Here is a 16207-nt window from a genome sequence, read left to right as displayed (position 1 = left end):
AACATGAAATAGTGTTAAAGGGAGCTTTTTCGGCTGAAAAAGCTCCCTTTTCTGTGCGGTTTTATGGTTCTATCCGGAATCCAAGCGGTTCCAGAAACCGGGACGGGGCATTTTTATACTGGTTCAGCCCGTATCGCGCGCAGGAGAGGAACAGTTTCTGTTTCGCGCGGGTGACCGAGACATAGAATACCCGCTTTTCCTCCTCCAGCACCCCATTTTTGACCGCCTGAAAGCTGGGAAACACACCGTCCTGAAGGATCGGCAGGAACACATAGTCAAACTCGCAGCCCTTCGCCTGATGTGCGGTAATCACCGAGACCTTGTTGGCCTTTTTGCTGAGTTTCTCCAGCTCGCTCGCGGAAAGTGCGGTCAGCTCGAGCAGTTCGGAGAGCTGCTGGGCGGCTGGCTGGGCAGGATCGCAAAGCTCGTCCGCGAAGTCCTGGAACAGCACCAGATTGGCGAACTTTTCCGGCTGCTGCTCATACCGCTTTTCGAAGCCGAACGCATCGAGCAGGGCGGAGATCAGAGGGGACGCCCCCTGCTGTGCAATGGGGCGCAGCAGGTCAAGCTGATGGGCGAGCGGCTCAAATCTGGAAAGATACCGCAGATAAAATCCCTGCCGCGCGAGGGTCTGCGGGCGCAGGTGGGACCCGACCAGCGCGACCAATACGTCCGCTGTGGCGAGGATGTCGTCCATCGCGTCGTGGGACGGGGTATGCGCCGTATGCAGCGCAGCGGAGACGGTCCCCAGCTTGTGGTTATCCAGGTCTTTCAGGAACCGGCGGCTGAGGTCAAGGGTATCGTAAAACGGATGGTCAAACGGCCGTTGGATGCCCTGACGGAGCAGGTTCCGGGCTGTGATCGCCATGTCAAACCCGACATTATGCCCGACGATCACGCATCCCTCGGCAAAATCCAGAAACGCATGGAGCGCATCGGCAGGCGGCTCCCCATGTGTGGCGAGCCAGGCGTCCGAAAAGCCGTGTACCTTCTCCGAATCGCCAACCGGCTTTCCCGCGCGCAGGAACCGTTCAAACCGCTCGGCAACCGAACCGTCCGGGGCGAGCCGAATTCCCGCCATCTGGATGATCTCATCCTGAAAGACGTCGGTTCCGGTCGACTCCACGTCGAACACCACCACCCGTCCGGCTTCGAGCGCCTGTAGGAGCGGCGCAAAAAAATCCTGGTGCAGGTGGGTGCGCGGGTCGGTGAAATCGGTCAGGGCGACGCCCATCCCATCCCGGTATCCGGAAACGATCCCTTCGACGGTCGCAGGCCCGATCCCGTGGACCAGCCGCATTGCCACCCGCTTGAGGCTTTCCGCATCCTGGGGATTGGCAAACAGGCTGATGCAGGCGAGCAGGTCTTTGACTTCGGCGGTCTTGAACAGCCGGAACTCGTCGGCGAGCATAAACCGGATCGGTTTTTCCGCGTGCAGGCGGCTGGTTTTCAGCAGATTGCAGACATCTGCGCACGCCTTGTTCGAGCGGGTGATGATCGCGACGCGGGAATAATCGTCCACCGGGAGCTGCGCAATCTCCCGGTAAACCCAGTCGACCTCCTCGGGGATCGTGTCAAACTGGCGGAACACCAGGTCGGTACACGCGGGGGACTGCGGTTCAAACCCGTCCGGATGCCCGCGTCCCATTGCGCGCGCAAGAAAATTCTGCGCGGCGGAAAGGAGCTGGCCGCTGCTCCGGTAGTTGTGGGTAAACGTGATCTCGACCGGATGGCAGTCAGCGCGGAACCGGGCGAGCAGGCGCTCCGGGTCCGAGCCGCGCCATTGGTAGATGGTCTGGTTGAAATCACCGCAGAAGAGGATATTCGCCCGTCCGAACAGCCGGGAGAGCAGCCCGTATTCCGCAAGGCTGACATCCTGCACCTCGTCGACGTGGATGTACCGGTATCGGTCCCGCCAGAGGGCTGCGGTTTCCGGATCGGCGAGCAGAGCGTCCGCACGAAGCAGCAGGTCGGAAAAATCGAGCAGGTTGCTCGCGGTCAGCTTGCGGTTGTACAGCCGCACGATCGACCCGCCATACCGGGCGAGGAACCGCTGGAATTTGGGGTCGGGCTGCCGGCGGGGGTCCACACAGATCTGTTCGACTGCCTCGGGGCGGTGGGAAAACAGCCATGCCGCAGCGTCGACGGAGCTGAGTGACGGGTCGGCGAGCTGGCAGTCCTTGACCAGCCCGATGAACCGCTGCAAAATCTGCACCGGATGGTCTGCAATCTGCCGCCCGACCACTTCGAATACCACTTCGCGGATCGCTTCCTGACAGTCCGCCTGGTCGCAGATTGCGAAATCCCGCCCGATGTCGGTGAGGCGCTGGGGCATACTGCGCAGCAGCCACGCACAAAAACTGTGGATCGTCCGTACGGTGACCTCTTCCGCCGGTTCCCCGGCAATCTGGGCGATCCGCTCGGTCATCTCCTTGCAGGCGCGGTTGGTGAAGGTCAGGCAGAGGATTTCCGCCGGTTCGGCCGCCCCCGAGACCAGCAGGTTTGCGACCCGATGCGCCAGGGTATTGGTCTTGCCGGTACCGGCCCCCGCCAGAAGCAGGAGGTGGTCAGACAGGTTTTCCACAGCGAGCTGCTGTTGTTTGTTGAGGGCGATGGTGGTTGGCATGGCGGAACCTCCTTGGCTTTTGACAGAAATGGGCAGGGCCGTTTTTTATTTGATCTTGGCTGGTCAGTTTCGGGGCAGATTGGAAAGGTAGCGAAAACTGCCGTCCTCCATGGTCTTGACAGTGAGGGTGTAGAAGCCATCTTCCCACGGGACCCCAGAGTAATATTCGTAGCCTTCATAGTCGATCACGAGCCGATCCCCCTCCTGCATCCAGCTGGTAACGCGGAGGCAGAGCGGCCCGCCGCCCCGGCCACCCTCATAAAAGATTGTATTGGTCTCGGGGTCGTAGGCATCGGCATATTTCGGCTCGCTGATCACCATGTCGGCTGTGACGCCCTCGAAATAGCGGGAAAGCGTCTTTACCATAGTCTCTACCGGCCAGTTGCTGCCGAAACGGTCCCATGGCGTATCGTCATTTTCATAGTTATAAAGCTCCTCAAAAAGCCAGATCCAGCTGGCCAGTTCTTCAGGAGATGCCCAAACACGGTTTCCCAGTGCGGTATAATAAATAGGAACAAGATAGGTGTCATACATCTTCTGGCGTTCTTCTGCATTGTTGTAAAGAGCGCGGTTGTTGACCACCTGGATTCCGGAAGCTTCACTGCTGGATTCCATCTCATAAACCAGGAACCCGTATTCATTGAAAGAGATAGAAGTAACCTTGGAACAGCCGCTTTCCGTGAGCGCGTCCCAGTTGTTTTCATAAGCGCCGCTATAAGTGATGGCGCTTTCTGTGGAAATAAAGTGGGCAAGGTAGCAGTCTGGCTCGCCGTTGTGGTCCAACCGGAACGTGTAGATATAAAGGCCGCAATCCATTCCCTCGTCCACGGATTCCATAAAATCCCACACAGGCTGGGGATCGGTGAGCACTTCGTCCTGATAGATAATCACCGAGGGCTGCCCCAACGCCCTCTGGTACAGCGCCGAGGAGGTGAGGCGCTCGTCTGCCAGCTGCGGATAGACGATCTTCGTGGGATTCCTGGCAGAGGCTTGAGAGGAGGAATCCCCGTCATTAGGGATAGATTCCGATGCTTCCAGAGCAGACCTGGAATCCCCTGCGCTTTCAGGAGAAATAGAGGACATTCCCCTTGATGAAGCGTTCAAACCGCTCGTCCTGCTAATGCAGGCGGTTAGCATAAAAATCAGGAGGAAAGCAAGAAACAGAGCTGGAATTCGGCACGACATGGAGTCTCCTCTTTTCTAAAACTTTTTTTGCATTTAAGAACCCGTATTCACAACCATTCGACACCGTCTGAGCGGGTCTTTTGCCGGCCTGCCGCGTTGAAAAATCTTGCAATACACAAAGGATTGTCTGCGTTTTTTCGCCTTGCAGGGCAGCAAAATCCCTCGCCCATCCGGCATCCTCTGATTATGAATACAGGTTCTAAGTTTTACGCGATTTTTTGCTCCGGCCTAGGAGCTGGCGCTTCGCGCCGGTTGACCTATGTACGCCGCTGCGGCGGCAGTCAAAAAATTGCGGGGTCGAGGGGCAGTGAGACAGCGTGAGTTTGGTTCCAGACCAAACTGACAGGCGCAAGGCGCCCTCCTCGGGGCTTTTCGGGCTTTCAGCCTCCGGTAAGCTGGGCGGATTTCTTCTCTTCACAATTTAAAGTTTTACTCAATTTTTTTTAAAAAATTGCGGGGTCGAGGGGCAGCGCCCCCGCCGCCGCGCGTACGCGGCGGAATACCCCATCCTGGGAAGCACATTTTGAGGGTGAATTGGCTCTGATTCGAAGCCGAAGCAAAGAGGGGGCTTTTCACTTGCAAAAAGCCCCCTCTTCTGAATACCCGCTTTTGAGAAGCAATATCAGCGTTCTTCACGGAAATAGTTGTTGCCCAGATTTGCAGGGATGTTGACCCCTCTTGATGCGTGCACCGAGCTGAGGATCAGCACGAGCGCGGTAATCAGGAACGGGAGCATGTCATAAAACGCGACCGGCAGGTCGATGACACTCTTGGGCATGTAATATTTCAGGATGCGCAGCGCGCCGAATACGAACGACCCGAGAATCGCCATCTGCGGCTTCCAGGCGGCAAAGATGACGAGCGCGACCGAAATCCAGCCCAGCCCGCCGACATTGTCGCTGATCCAGACGCCGCCGTTGATAATCATGGAACAGTAAGCGCCGCCGATTCCGCAGATGCCGCCGCCGAGCACAATATTGATGTACTTCCACCGGCTGACCTCGATGCCTGCCGCATCCGCCGCCGCGGGATTTTCGCCGATTGCCTGCACGTTCAGGCCGGTTTTGGTGCGGAAGAGGTAGAAGCCCATCAGGAGCGCGACCGCTACCCCGAGATAAACGAACGGGGTATAGGAGAAGAGCAGTTCCCCGACCACCGGCAGGTCGCTCAGGACGGGGATATGGATACTGCGCATACTCGCGGTGATCCGCTCGGGCAGCTTGAGGGTGCCGTTTGGGGAGCGTTCGAGCATATAAACGCCGATGAAGTTGGAAAGCCCGATCCCGAAGATGGTGAGGGTCAGACCGGTGACGTTCTGGTTTGCCATCAGCGTGACGGTCAGGAACGCATAGATCAAGGCAGAGAGCGCAGCGGCGACGAATGCAGCCACCAGTGCAAGCAGGAAACTGTCGGTAAAATAGCCAACCATAAAGCCCGCACAGGCGCCGATCGACATCATCCCCTCGACGCCGAGGTTGAGGTGCCCCACCTTTTCGCTGATGATCTCGCCCACCGTACCAAAGAGCAGCGGGGTGCCCGCGCCGACAGCGGCGACCAGGAATTTGATGAACAGATCCATTATGCAGCGCCTCCTTTCTTGCGGACGACAAATCCATAGCGGATGAAAAATTCGCAGCCGAGCACAAAGAACAGGATGACCGCCTGGAGGACGTCCGCACAGTCGGTCGAAAGCCCGAAGCTGGACTGCACAACGCTGCTTCCCTTCTCGAGCACCGAGAAGAGGAACGAGACGATCACGATGGTGACCGGATTGAGCCGGGAGAGCCATGCAACGATGATTGCGGTGAACCCCACGCCGCCGGCAACCGCATTGGTCAGGGTGATGTCCGAGCCGGTCGCCTGCACCATGCCGGCGATCCCGCAGACCGCGCCCGAGAGGAACATGGTGCGCAGCACGATCTTTTTGACATCCATGCCCGCATAGCGCGCGGTGTCGCTGCTTTCGCCCACTACGCTGATCTCATAGCCGTGTTTGGTGCTGCGCAGGTAGAAGAGTACCAGCGCGGCCAGCGCCAGCGCGACCACCCAGCCAATCTGTACGCCCAACAGCTTATCCAGCGCGGCGTTCTTGTCAAACCGGGCGATCTTTGGGAACCCCTGCGAGCCGGGGTCTTTCCACGGGCCGTCCCGCAGGAAGTTGACCACATGCAGGGCAATGTAGTTGAGCATCAGGGTGAAGAGGGTTTCGTTGGTGCCCCATTTCACCCGGAACAGGGCGGGGATCAGGCCCCACAGCCCGCCGCCGACAATTCCGGCAAGAAACATGACTGTGACAAGCAGGACGTGGTTCCACGAACTGTGGTAGAGCGCGAAATAGGAAGCGCAGATCGCGCCAGCGATAATCTGCCCCTCTGCGCCGATGTTCCAGAATTTCATCTTGAAGGCGAGGGTGACCCCAAGCGAGGAGATCAGCAGCGGGATCATGACCTTGACCGTCGCCTGTATCGCCATCTTGCTGCGGAACGCGCCCGAAAGGATGGTCCCGTAGATTTCAAACGGGTTGTACCCGATCAGCAGGATGAACACACCGCCCGCAACCAGCGCGAAAACGAGCGCCTCCGCGCGCAGCAGCATGATCTGGCGGGTGGGCTTTTCCGCCCGCTTGACCACCCGCAGCAGCGGTTCCCTGCTCATATATCCGGTTTGCGTGCTCATGAAGCCACCTCCTGAGAGTCAGCGCCTGTCATCAGCAGGCCGATCTGTTCCTTGGTTGCGGTGCGCGCATCCACCACGCCGGTAATCCGCCCGTGGCAGAGCACGAGAATCCGGTCGCTCAGTTCGAGCAGCACGTCGAGGTCCTCCCCGACAAACACCACCGCGACCCCGCGTTTTTTCTGCTCATTGAGCAGGTCGTAAACCACATAGGACGAGTTGATGTCCAGCCCGCGCACCGGGTAGGCGGTGACCAGCACACTCGGATTGGACTCGATCTCCCGGCCGAGCAGCACCTTCTGGACATTGCCGCCCGACATCAGCCGCACCGGGGTATCCACGCCGGGGGTGACGATCTCGAGCTTTTGCACCAGCGATTCGGCGAGCGCGCGGGCGGGTTTGCGGTCGATGCAGACCCCTTTTGAGGTACGGTAGGATTTGAGCAGCATGTTATCAACCATCCCCATCGAGGCGACCAGCCCCATGCCGAGCCGGTCCTCCGGGACAAACCCCATATGGATACCGAGGTCGATGATCTGGGCCGGGGTCTTGCCGACGATATTTTCCCCGTTGAACAGGATCTGGCCGCTCTGCACCGGCACCAGCCCTGCGATTGCCTCACACAGCTCCTTCTGCCCGCTTCCGGCAACACCGGCGACCCCAAGGATTTCCCCGGTGCGCACCTCGGCGGAAATCCCGCCCAGCGCGGGCGCGCCGTCCGGCTTGTTGACAAAGAGCGATTCGATCCGCATGACCGTCGAGACGTTTTCCGGCTCGGGACGGTTGATCCGCAAGCTGACCGGCCGACCGACCATCAGTTCGGTGAGCTTCCTCTGGTCCGATTCGGCGGTGGCCACCGTGTCGATGCTCCGCCCTTTCCAGAGGATGGTGACCCGGTCGCTCAGCTCGAGCACCTCCTGCAATTTATGGGTAATGATGATGATGGCGCATCCCTGCTCCCGCATCCGGCGCAGGATCGCGAACAGTTTTTCGGTCTCCTGCGGGGTAAGCACAGCGGTCGGCTCGTCGAGAATCAAAATCCGGGCGCTGCGGTAGAGCACCTTGAGGATTTCCACCGTCTGCTTCTCACTTACCGACATATCGTAAATTTTCTTGTCCGGGTCGATCTCCAGCCCGACCGACTGGCAGATCCCAAGCACCCGCTCCCGCAGGGCTTTCGGACTCAGGCGCTTTTCCTGTGAACCGAGGACAATGTTATCCATCGCGGAAAAAACATCTACCAGCTTGAAGTGCTGGTGGATCATCCCGATGCCCAGCCGCATCGCGTCGAGCGGGGAGTTGATCGTGACCTCCTGCCCGCCGATCGAGATCGACCCCGAATCGGGGTGGTAGATGCCCGAGAGCATGTTCATCAGGGTGGTTTTGCCCGAGCCGTTCTCCCCGAGCAGGGCGAGGATCTCGCCGTACCGGACGTCCAGGTCGATCTGGTCGTTTGCGACAACGCTTCCAAACCGTTTGGTGATCTTCCGGCATTCGATTGCATATTCCGTAGTTGCGGCCATAATACCTCCCAAAACTTTTGTCTCTATCTGTTTTGCTTTCCTGTGTCCTCCACACCGGGCAACCCGTGTGTCTTGCCCAGTGTGCGGGGCACCTGTCCCGGGGGGGACAGCAGCCGGGACGCCCCCTCCTGCCGCTTCGTGGGATCAAAGATTCCGCCCCCTGCGGGGCGCGGCAAAAGGCTCCGCCTTTTCAAAGGCGGGCGAAACTTTTGGTTCTGTCCTTTTGAAAAAAGGACAGGGATTTTGAAGCTGGTCTTTCTGAAAAAGGGCGGCCTGCCGAACGAGGCCGCCCTTTTCATAGATTCTTATTTTACGGTAACGTTTTTGAAATACCAGTTGATGCCGCCGGTGATGGTGGCGTCGTCCAGTTTCTCGCCCTCAGCGCAGACCACGTTGCCCTGGTTGTCCTCGATCGGGCCGGTGAACACATCCCACTCGCCGCTCATGATCTTCTGCTGAACAGCGTCAATCGCCTCCGCGGTGCCCTCTTCACAGAGGTCGGAGAGCGGGGAATATGCGACCAGCCCGTCAGCCATACCGCCGAAATAGTTCTGGCCGTTCCACTCGCCCGCGATCACCCGCTGGACAGCTGCGGTGTAGTAAGCAGACCAATCCCAAACAGTCGAGGTCAGGACCGCTTTCGGCGCATCCTTGGACATATCCGAGTTGTAGCCAACGCCCCAGACGCCCTTCTCCTCCGCGGCAAGCTGGGGATTGGGGGTGTCGCAGTGCTGGCCGATTACGTCGCAGCCCTCGGCGATCAGCGCTTCCGCAGCCTGTTTTTCACCCTCGGGGTCAAACCAGCTGCCGGTGACCTTGACATAGACCTCTGCGTCCGGGTTGACCGAGTAGACGCCCATTGCGAACGCGTCACAGCCGCCGGTGACCTCCGAGTTCTCGCTGTTCTGCGCGGCAACGTAACCGATCTTGTTGGTCTTGGTCTTGAGGCCGGCGGCGATACCGGTCAGGTAACGTGCCTGGTAGATCCGGCCAAAATAGTTATTGAAGTTTGCGCCGTTGCTCTTATAGCCGGTGCCGTGAGAGAGGATGACCTCCGGGTACTCCTCCGCGATCGCCTCGCAGGTGTCCATATAGCCCCAGCTGGTCGCAAAGATGACCTGGCAGCCTTCCTCGATGCACTCGAGGATCGCGGTTTCGATCGCGCTGGCATCCTGGTCGTTGACATTGTTCTTGCGGATGATCTGCTCCGGCTTGAGGCCGATGTTTTCCTGCATCCCGACGATCCCCTGATCGTGGGTGTAGGTGTAGCCCGAGCCCTCCGCCGGGTCGGTGATGTGGATTACGCCAACCTTGAGGTCCTCAACCGCGATCGCCGGGAGCGGATCGCTGCTTGCGCCGAACCATGCGGAACCCTCCGAGCGCTCGGGAGTTGCGGACGCTACCTCGGACGGGGCAGGCGTGGACTCCGCACTCTGAGACTGGGCGGGCGCCTCCGAACTGGCGGGAGCTGAGCTGGCAGGTGCCGAGCTGGCCGGAGCGCTCGAGCTGCCGCCGCAGCCCGACGCAAATGCCAGCATCGAAACTGCCAGCAGGGACGCCAAAATCCGTTTCATCTGATTCATTTCGTTTTTTCCTCCTGTTTTCAGTCAATCTTCCTAAAACTCTGGAACCTGTATTCATAATCAGGGGATGCCGGATGGGCGAGGGATTTTGCTGCCCTGCGAGGCGAAAAAACGCAGACAATACTTTGTGTATTGCAAGGTTTTTCAACGCGGCAGGCCGGCAAAAGACCCGCTCAGACGGTGTCAAATGGTTGTGAATACGGGTTCTCTATTGCAACCGGCCGAATTGCCGGGTACAAACCATTCAAAGCGGCTGTCTTAGCCGCCGGACCGGATGTTTCGTCCGTTGCTTCAGTGGAAAAACAGCTCGCCGGTTTGGTCGTCCATCCGGTCGATGATGGCAAGCGATTCCACCCGCACGCCGCTCCCGCGGATCAGCCTGCCGCCGTCCTGGAACCCCTTCTCGATCACAATCCCCGCGCCCACCAGTTCGGCGCCCGAATCCTCCACCAGCTTGCACAGCCCCTGGAGCGCGCTGCCCTTGGCGAGGAAATCGTCGATAATCAGCACCCGGTCCTGCGGGCCGAGGAACTTTTTCGAGACAAGGATGTCATACACCCGGCCGTGTGTGAAACTCTCGACCCGGGAGGTGAACACCTCTCCATCAATATTCTTGCTCTGGCTCTTCTTTGCAAAAACGACCGGCACATCGAAATACTGCGCTGCAATGCAGGCGATCCCAATGCCGGACGCTTCGATGGTCAGTATTTTGTTGACGCCGCAGCCGGCAAACCGGCGCTTGAATTCCTTTCCGATCTCGGCAAACAGACGGACGTCCATCTGATGGTTCAGAAAGCTGTCCACCTTGAGGACATTGCCCGCCTTCACAAGCCCGTCTTTGCGGATCCGCTGTTTTAAAAGCTCCATGCCAACCCTCCAAAAGAAAATGGGAAGCTATTCGTTTGAGTGACGCAAAACAACAGCTTCCTACAACTACCGACGTTTTTTTACAAATGGGATACTTCCAGTTTATCGTATCTTCACAATTTGTTCAACAGGTCAAATTGCAAGAAATAAACAGTAAAATTACCCTTGGTTTTATCAATAACGCATATGAAGCCGCCATCTTCCCCCATTTCCCATCGGAAACCAGCGGATTTGCCGGGTAAAAAGGGGATTCTGCCCCTTGCCAACCGGCTGTGCGGCGTGTAAAATAAAGGCTGAAATATTCGCAATAGAATAAGGTGTTCAAAACGAAACGGAGGAGAGCTGTATGAACGATCAGATCAGGCAGATTGCCGGACGTATCCGGGAACTGCGGGAGATTCTGGAGGTGGATGCGGAGGAGCTTGCTGGAAAGGTGAACGTTTCTCCGGAGGTCTACCAGAGCTATGAAAACGCGGAAGCAGACATCCCGATCGGGGTGATCTACGGGGTGGCGGAGGCGCTGGGGGTAGACCCGACCGTCCTGCTGACCGGCGATGCGCCGCGGATGAGCGATTACACGATCGTCCGGGGCGGCAAAGGGGTATCGGTCGAGCGGTACGACGGCTATAAATTCAGCTCGCTTGCGTTCAACTATATCGGGCGGATGTTCGATCCGATGATCGTCGACCTTGAGCCGATGGAAAAAGGTCCCGAGCTGGTGGTACACGGCGGGCAGGAGTTCAACTATGTGATCGAGGGAACGGTCCAGCTTGTGATCGGTGGACGGGAATTCCTGCTCCAAGCGGGGGACAGCGCATTTTTCAATCCAATGACCCCGCATGGACAGCGCGCGGTCGGCGGGCCGGTGCGGTTCCTCACGATCATCAACGAATAGGGGGTGGCGGCAATGGTGGAAAAATTTCTTCCCCGGATGGAGTTCGACTCCTATGAAGATTTCAAGGAAAACTACCGGCTGAATATCCCGGAGGGGTTCAACTTCGCCTATGATGTGATCGACGGTTGGGCGGAGCAGGACCCGGATAAACCTGCGCTCGTCTGGGTGGACGGCGGACACCACGAAAAGCGGCTTTCGTTTGGAGACCTCTCCCGGCTCTCCAGCCAAGCGGCCTGCTTTTACCAGTCGCTCGGCATCCAAAAGGGCGATTTCGTGATGTTGGTGCTCAAGCAGCGGGTCGAAGCCTGGGTCTGTATGCTTGCGCTGCACAGGCTCGGCGCGGTCGTGATCCCGGCGACCTACCAGCTCATGCCCCACGACATCGAATACCGCTGCAACAAGGCGGGCATCCGGATGATTACCTGTGTCGACGAGCCCGAGCTGCTTTACAACATCCAGCAGGTGCGCTCCCAGTGCCCGACGCTGGCGCATGTCGCGGTGGTCGGCGGGGAGATCCCGGACGGGTTCCTCGATTTCCGGCGGGAGGCCGCAAAGTTCGGGTTCTCATTCCCGCGCCCGGCCGGTGAACAGGCCACCCGCAACGATGACCTGATGCTCGGCTATTTCACCTCGGGCACCACCGGGATGCCCAAACTGATCGTCCACAACTTTACCTACCCGCTCGGGCATATCACCACCGCACATTATTGGCATCAGGTGCAGGATGGCGGCCTGCATTTTGTGCAGGCGGACTCCGGCTGGGCCAAGTTCGGCTGGGGGAAAATCTACGGGCAGTGGATCTGCGGGGCGGTGATCGTGGCCTATGATGTGGAAGGGCGGTTCGACCCGCACCATCTGCTCACCACCCTTGAGCGGCTGCGCCCGACCACCTTCTGCGCACCGCCCACCGTTTACCGGTTCCTTATCAAGGAGGACCTGTCTAAATATGACCTCTCCTCCCTCAAGCGGTGCACCATCGCGGGCGAGCCGCTCAACCCCGAGGTGTTTAACCAGTTCAAAAAGGCCACCGGCCTGGAACTGGCCGAAGGGTTTGGACAGTCGGAAACCACCGTCATCATCGCGAATTTCCCATGGTTCCCGCCCAAGCCCGGTTCCACCGGCAAGTTCTCCCCGCTCTACGACCTCGACATCGTAGACGAGGACGGGAATCCCTGTGAAGACGGTATCGTGGGTACCATCGTGGTCAAAAATCTCGACAAATACCGTCCGGCAGGCCTGTTGGTCGAATACCGCGGCGACCCGGACGCCAATGCCGCCGCATTTTACAACAATATGTATTCGACCGGCGACACCGCCTGGCGCGACAGCGAAGGCTATATCTGGTTTGTGGGCCGCAACGACGACGTGATCAAATGCTCCGGCTACCGGATCGGGCCGTTCGAGGTCGAGAGCGCACTGCTGACCCACCCGTCTGTGCTCGAATGCGCGGTCACCGCTGCGCCCGATCCGGTGCGCGGACAGGTGGTCAAGGCAACGGTTGTGCTGGCGCGGGGGTACCAGGCGTCCGATGCGCTCAAAAAGGAGCTGCAAAACCATGTCAAGAAGGAGACTGCACCATATAAATATCCGCGGATCGTCGAGTTTGTGGACGAGCTGCCCAAAACCCTTTCGGGAAAGATCAAGCGGAAGCAGATCCGTCTGGAGGACCAGAAAAGCTGAAATGCCTGGAAATTGACGCGGATTTTTCCGGATAAACCCTTGCATTAGATGCAAACCTGTGGTAAAATGGCTAATAGTAAGAATAGACAATGACGTGAAAGAGTGGGGAACGCCTCACTCTTTCGTTTATGTATGGGGGGATTGGGTTGGCCCAGCCGAAAGGAAAAAAACAGAACACCGCAGCAGTCTGCGAGGCGCTCGCCGCACCGGTGGCGGAACAGATGGGAATCTATTTCTGGGATGTGGTGTTTGAGAAGGAGGGCGCGGGATGGTATCTGCGCTACTACATCGACAAGGACCCCGATGGGATCGACCTCGATACCTGCGAGGCGTTTTCCCGCGCGGTCAGCGATCTGCTCGACGCCGCCGACCCGATCGAACAGAGCTACTGCCTGGAGGTCGGGTCGCCCGGAGTGGAGCGCAGGCTGTCCAAGAGCTGGCACTTTAAAAAGTATATGGGATGTGATGTGCTGGTCCGCCTGATCCGGCCGGTGGACGGGGTCCGTGAGTTCGTGGGCGAGCTGATCGGCTATGACGGTCTGAGCGGGATCATTACGATCGAGCTTGATGAGGACCTGGAGATGGATTTCATGCTGGACGAGACCGCGTTTGTACGGCTTTACGACCAGGCGCTTTGAAAGCCTGTTCTGTTTTTCATGCAGCAAGGCGGCAAGGGGCAATGAAAAGTTTTGTCCACCTTTTTAAAGGTGGCGGATTCCAAAGGCAGAGCCTTTGGCCGCGCTTTGCAGAGCGCGGAACACCTTATCCTGAGAAGCGCCTTTTGGGGTGAATTGCCGCCTGCTGGGCGGCAAGAGGGGCTTTTGCAAGAAAAAAGCCCCTCGGCAAATCTAAAGATAAGCAAAACCGATTTTAATGTGTGAGAATGATTGGGAGGGGTCTGGAAAATGGCTGGAAGAACCAAGTCCAAGGAGAAGGAAAAGGACAACACCGCTGAATTTTTTGAGGCGCTCGCGCTGCTCGAGCAGGAGAAAGGAATCCCTGCGGCGCTGCTCGCCGAGAAGATCGCGACCGCGATCGGCAACGCGATCCGCCGCGACATGGGCGCCTCAGACGACAGCGTCGTCGAGATTGATCCGGTCACCCGGCGGTTCTATGTGGCGATGCGCAAGGAGGTCGTGGACGACATCTTCGACCCGGCGCAGGAAATCCTGCCGGAAGAAGCGGTCAAATACAACAGCGCGGCGGTGATCGGCGATATCGTGGAGGTGCCGCTCGATACCCGCCAGTTCGGGCGGATCGCGGCGCAGACCGCCAAACATGTCATCCGGCAGGGGATACGCGAGGTCGAGCGCGGGCAGCTGTTCGCCGAGTATTCCTCCCGTCAGCACGATATTGTGACCGCCACGGTCATCAAGACCGATCCGAAAAAGGGCAACGTCACCCTTGAGATCGGAAAGAGCGAGGCGGTGCTCCCCAAAAGCGAGCAGGTGCCCGACGAGGTTTTCCCCGACAATGCCCGCATCAAGGTCTATGTAGTGGATGTGGTCAACGGTGAGAAAGGCCCGCGCATCATGATCTCCCGCACCCATCCCGGTCTGGTCAAGCGGCTGTTCGAGATGGAGGTCCCCGAAATCTTTGATGGCACCATTGAAGTGAAGTCGATCTCCCGCGAGGCCGGTTCCCGCACCAAGATTGCGGTCTGGAGCAACGACGAAAACGTCGACCCGGTCGGCGCCTGCATCGGCCCGAAGGGCCAGCGTGTTTCGGCGATCGTCGAGGAGCTGGGCGGCGAAAAGATTGATGTTGTGAAATATTCCAATGATCCCGCCGAGTTTATCGCGGCAGCGCTTTCGCCCGCCGATGTGCTCTCGGTCGAGGTCGACCCGGACGGCGCCAAGTCCTGCAAGGTTACAGTGCCGGACAACCAGCTCTCCCTTGCAATCGGCAACAAGGGGCAGAACGCCCGTCTTGCCGCCAAGCTGACCGGCTGGAAGATCGACATTAAACCCGAATCCGGGTTCTACGGCGAATAAGGGGCGGGGTTATGGTACAGAAGAAGATACCGGTGCGGATGTGCGCTGGATGCGCGGAGCACAGGCCCAAGAAAGAGCTGGTGCGGGTGGTCCGCACCCCGGAAGGTGAGATCCTGCTCGACCTGACCGGCAGGAAATCAGGCCGCGGCGCGTATGTATGCCCCAGCGCCGACTGCCTGAAAAAAGCGCGCAAGGCACGCCGGTTCGAGCGGGCGTTCGGCTGCCAGATTCCCGAGGAGGTCTACGACCGTCTTGAGCAGGAGATGGAGGCTGGGAAGGATGGCTGACCGGCTGATGGGGGCGGTTTCGCTCTGCCGCAAGGCGGGCAGGCTCCGGATGGGTATGGACTTGGTCTGTGAAGAGGTGCAGAAGGGCGGCGTCCGGCTGGTGCTGGTCGCGGATGGGGTTTCCGGGCGTTCGGAACGGAAGGTCCGGGAGGTCTGCGAAGCCGGGAAGGTCCCTGTGCACAGGCTCCCCTGCACCATGGAGGAGCTTTCCCGGGTTACTGGAAAAAAATACGGGATTCTCGCGGTCTGCGATGAGGGGTTTGCCGGGATGATCGGCGGGCTGCTCGGCAGCGAGGCGTAGACCCGATGGATATAGAGGAAACGTGCGTTCCGATTCCGCGGCAGTGAGCCGGTGGTTTGGCGGGACGCCGGCAAACCATCGAACGTGAGGAGGAATTGGATATATGATAGAAAAATACAGGGTGCATGAGGTCGCGAAGGACCTCGGGGTACAGAGCAAGGAGGTCCTTGACCTGCTTGCCGCCAACTTTGAGGGCGAGCGCAAGAGCATGACCGCGCTCGACGAAAAGGAGCTTTCGCTGGTGCTCCACCACTACACCAGTCAGAATCAGGTTGAAAACTTTGACGAATATTTTGCCGCGGGGGAAGCCAAAAAGCAGGCTGCAAAACAGCAGGCGAAGGAGGCGCGCGCCGCCGCGCAGCAGCCAAAACCGCAGCCGCAGCAGGCGAAGGAACAACAGCCGGCGCAGCCGCAGCAGGCTTCCCAGCCAAGAGCCCAGCAGCGGCAGGACAACCGGCAGGCAGGCCAGCAGAACCGCGGGAACCAGCAGCGGCAGGGCCAGCAGCAGGGTGGACAGCGCCAGCAGGGCGGGCAGCAGAACCGTGGGAACCAGCAGCGGCAGGATAACCGGCAGGGCGGGCAGCAGCAGAACC

General features: G+C 58.9%; 15 protein-coding genes. 8 read left to right on the top strand and 7 right to left on the bottom strand.

What is annotated here, in order from left to right; translation table 11 throughout:
- Positions 1–61: 61 nt before the first annotated feature.
- From C814_RS20685 to C814_RS20655, 7 genes are all read right to left on the bottom strand, one after another.
- A complete protein-coding gene (locus tag C814_RS20685; protein ID WP_016317408.1) occupies positions 62–2626 on the bottom strand; it encodes a 3'-5' exonuclease in 2565 nt (854 codons plus the stop codon).
- Positions 2627–2689: 63 nt separating this feature from the next.
- Positions 2690–3709: a hypothetical protein gene (locus tag C814_RS20680; RefSeq protein WP_022788601.1), complete on the bottom strand. Its 1020-nt coding sequence runs from the start codon at positions 3707–3709 to the stop codon at positions 2690–2692.
- Between the two features lie 724 nt (positions 3710–4433).
- Complete coding sequence (locus tag C814_RS20675) at positions 4434–5390, bottom strand: ABC transporter permease (RefSeq protein ID WP_016317406.1); 957 nt, start codon at positions 5388–5390, stop codon at positions 4434–4436.
- The gene (locus C814_RS20670) at positions 5390–6487 is read right to left on the bottom strand and encodes an ABC transporter permease (protein ID WP_016317405.1); all 1098 of its coding nucleotides are present in this window, start codon (positions 6485–6487) and stop codon (positions 5390–5392) included. Before C814_RS20670 ends, C814_RS20675 begins: the two co-directional genes overlap by 1 nt.
- Positions 6484–8007, bottom strand: a complete 1524-nt coding sequence (locus C814_RS20665; RefSeq protein WP_016317404.1) for an ABC transporter ATP-binding protein — start codon at positions 8005–8007, stop codon at positions 6484–6486. Before C814_RS20665 ends, C814_RS20670 begins: the two co-directional genes overlap by 4 nt.
- 305 nt (positions 8008–8312) lie before the next feature.
- Positions 8313–9590 (bottom strand): BMP family ABC transporter substrate-binding protein, encoded by a 1278-nt coding sequence (locus tag C814_RS20660; RefSeq protein WP_016317403.1) that lies wholly within the window; start codon positions 9588–9590, stop codon positions 8313–8315.
- 291 nt (positions 9591–9881) lie between these two features.
- The gene (locus C814_RS20655) at positions 9882–10457 is read right to left on the bottom strand and encodes a xanthine phosphoribosyltransferase (RefSeq protein ID WP_016317402.1); all 576 of its coding nucleotides are present in this window, start codon (positions 10455–10457) and stop codon (positions 9882–9884) included.
- Positions 10458–10492: 35 nt separating this feature from the next.
- On the opposite strand from C814_RS20655, the gene C814_RS0105780 reads away from it, so the two are divergent.
- The 8 genes from C814_RS0105780 to C814_RS24725 all read left to right on the top strand — a co-directional run.
- Positions 10493–10699 (top strand): hypothetical protein, encoded by a 207-nt coding sequence (locus C814_RS0105780; RefSeq protein WP_022788599.1) that lies wholly within the window; start codon positions 10493–10495, stop codon positions 10697–10699.
- A gap of 104 nt (positions 10700–10803) precedes the next feature.
- Positions 10804–11352, top strand: a complete 549-nt coding sequence (locus C814_RS20650; RefSeq protein ID WP_016317401.1) for a helix-turn-helix domain-containing protein — start codon at positions 10804–10806, stop codon at positions 11350–11352.
- A 12-nt stretch (positions 11353–11364) separates the two neighbouring features.
- Positions 11365–13032 (top strand): AMP-binding protein, encoded by a 1668-nt coding sequence (locus C814_RS20645; protein ID WP_016317400.1) that lies wholly within the window; start codon positions 11365–11367, stop codon positions 13030–13032.
- A gap of 146 nt (positions 13033–13178) precedes the next feature.
- The gene (gene rimP / locus C814_RS20640; RefSeq protein ID WP_022788598.1) at positions 13179–13670 is read left to right on the top strand and encodes a ribosome maturation factor RimP; all 492 of its coding nucleotides are present in this window, start codon (positions 13179–13181) and stop codon (positions 13668–13670) included.
- A 267-nt stretch (positions 13671–13937) separates the two neighbouring features.
- Complete coding sequence (gene nusA, locus C814_RS20635) at positions 13938–15026, top strand: transcription termination factor NusA (protein ID WP_016317398.1); 1089 nt, start codon at positions 13938–13940, stop codon at positions 15024–15026.
- A gap of 11 nt (positions 15027–15037) precedes the next feature.
- Positions 15038–15313, top strand: a complete 276-nt coding sequence (gene rnpM / locus C814_RS20630) for an RNase P modulator RnpM (RefSeq protein WP_016317397.1) — start codon at positions 15038–15040, stop codon at positions 15311–15313.
- Positions 15306–15614: a L7Ae/L30e/S12e/Gadd45 family ribosomal protein gene (locus C814_RS20625; protein WP_016317396.1), complete on the top strand. Its 309-nt coding sequence runs from the start codon at positions 15306–15308 to the stop codon at positions 15612–15614. Before rnpM ends, C814_RS20625 begins: the two co-directional genes overlap by 8 nt.
- 103 nt (positions 15615–15717) lie before the next feature.
- Positions 15718–16207: translation initiation factor IF-2 N-terminal domain-containing protein (locus C814_RS24725; RefSeq protein ID WP_016317395.1), on the top strand; the 490-nt coding region annotated here is incomplete at its 3' end.

The sequence above is a fragment of the Anaerotruncus sp. G3(2012) genome (assembly GCF_000403395.2).
Classification (GTDB): domain Bacteria; phylum Bacillota; class Clostridia; order Oscillospirales; family Ruminococcaceae; genus Anaerotruncus.
Note: the sequence above shows the minus strand (reverse complement) of the source record. Positions and strands in the feature narration are given on the sequence as shown.

Bases quoted from the DNA above. Each gene is read 5' to 3' on its own strand.
- C814_RS20685 (WP_016317408.1), bottom strand. From the start codon at position 2,626: ATGCCAACCACCATCGCCCTCAACAAACAACAGCAGCTCGCTGTGGAA.
- C814_RS20680 (WP_022788601.1), bottom strand. From the start codon at position 3,709: ATGTCCTCTATTTCTCCTGAAAGCGCAGGGGATTCCAGGTCTGCTCTG.
- C814_RS20675 (WP_016317406.1), bottom strand. From the start codon at position 5,390: ATGGATCTGTTCATCAAATTCCTGGTCGCCGCTGTCGGCGCGGGCACC.
- C814_RS20670 (WP_016317405.1), bottom strand. From the start codon at position 6,487: ATGAGCACGCAAACCGGATATATGAGCAGGGAACCGCTGCTGCGGGTG.
- C814_RS20665 (WP_016317404.1), bottom strand. From the start codon at position 8,007: ATGGCCGCAACTACGGAATATGCAATCGAATGCCGGAAGATCACCAAA.
- C814_RS20660 (WP_016317403.1), bottom strand. From the start codon at position 9,590: ATGAATCAGATGAAACGGATTTTGGCGTCCCTGCTGGCAGTTTCGATG.
- C814_RS20655 (WP_016317402.1), bottom strand. From the start codon at position 10,457: ATGGAGCTTTTAAAACAGCGGATCCGCAAAGACGGGCTTGTGAAGGCG.
- C814_RS20650 (WP_016317401.1), top strand. From the start codon at position 10,804: ATGAACGATCAGATCAGGCAGATTGCCGGACGTATCCGGGAACTGCGG.
- C814_RS20645 (WP_016317400.1), top strand. From the start codon at position 11,365: ATGGTGGAAAAATTTCTTCCCCGGATGGAGTTCGACTCCTATGAAGAT.
- nusA (WP_016317398.1), top strand. From the start codon at position 13,938: ATGGCTGGAAGAACCAAGTCCAAGGAGAAGGAAAAGGACAACACCGCT.
- rnpM (WP_016317397.1), top strand. From the start codon at position 15,038: ATGGTACAGAAGAAGATACCGGTGCGGATGTGCGCTGGATGCGCGGAG.
- C814_RS20625 (WP_016317396.1), top strand. From the start codon at position 15,306: ATGGCTGACCGGCTGATGGGGGCGGTTTCGCTCTGCCGCAAGGCGGGC.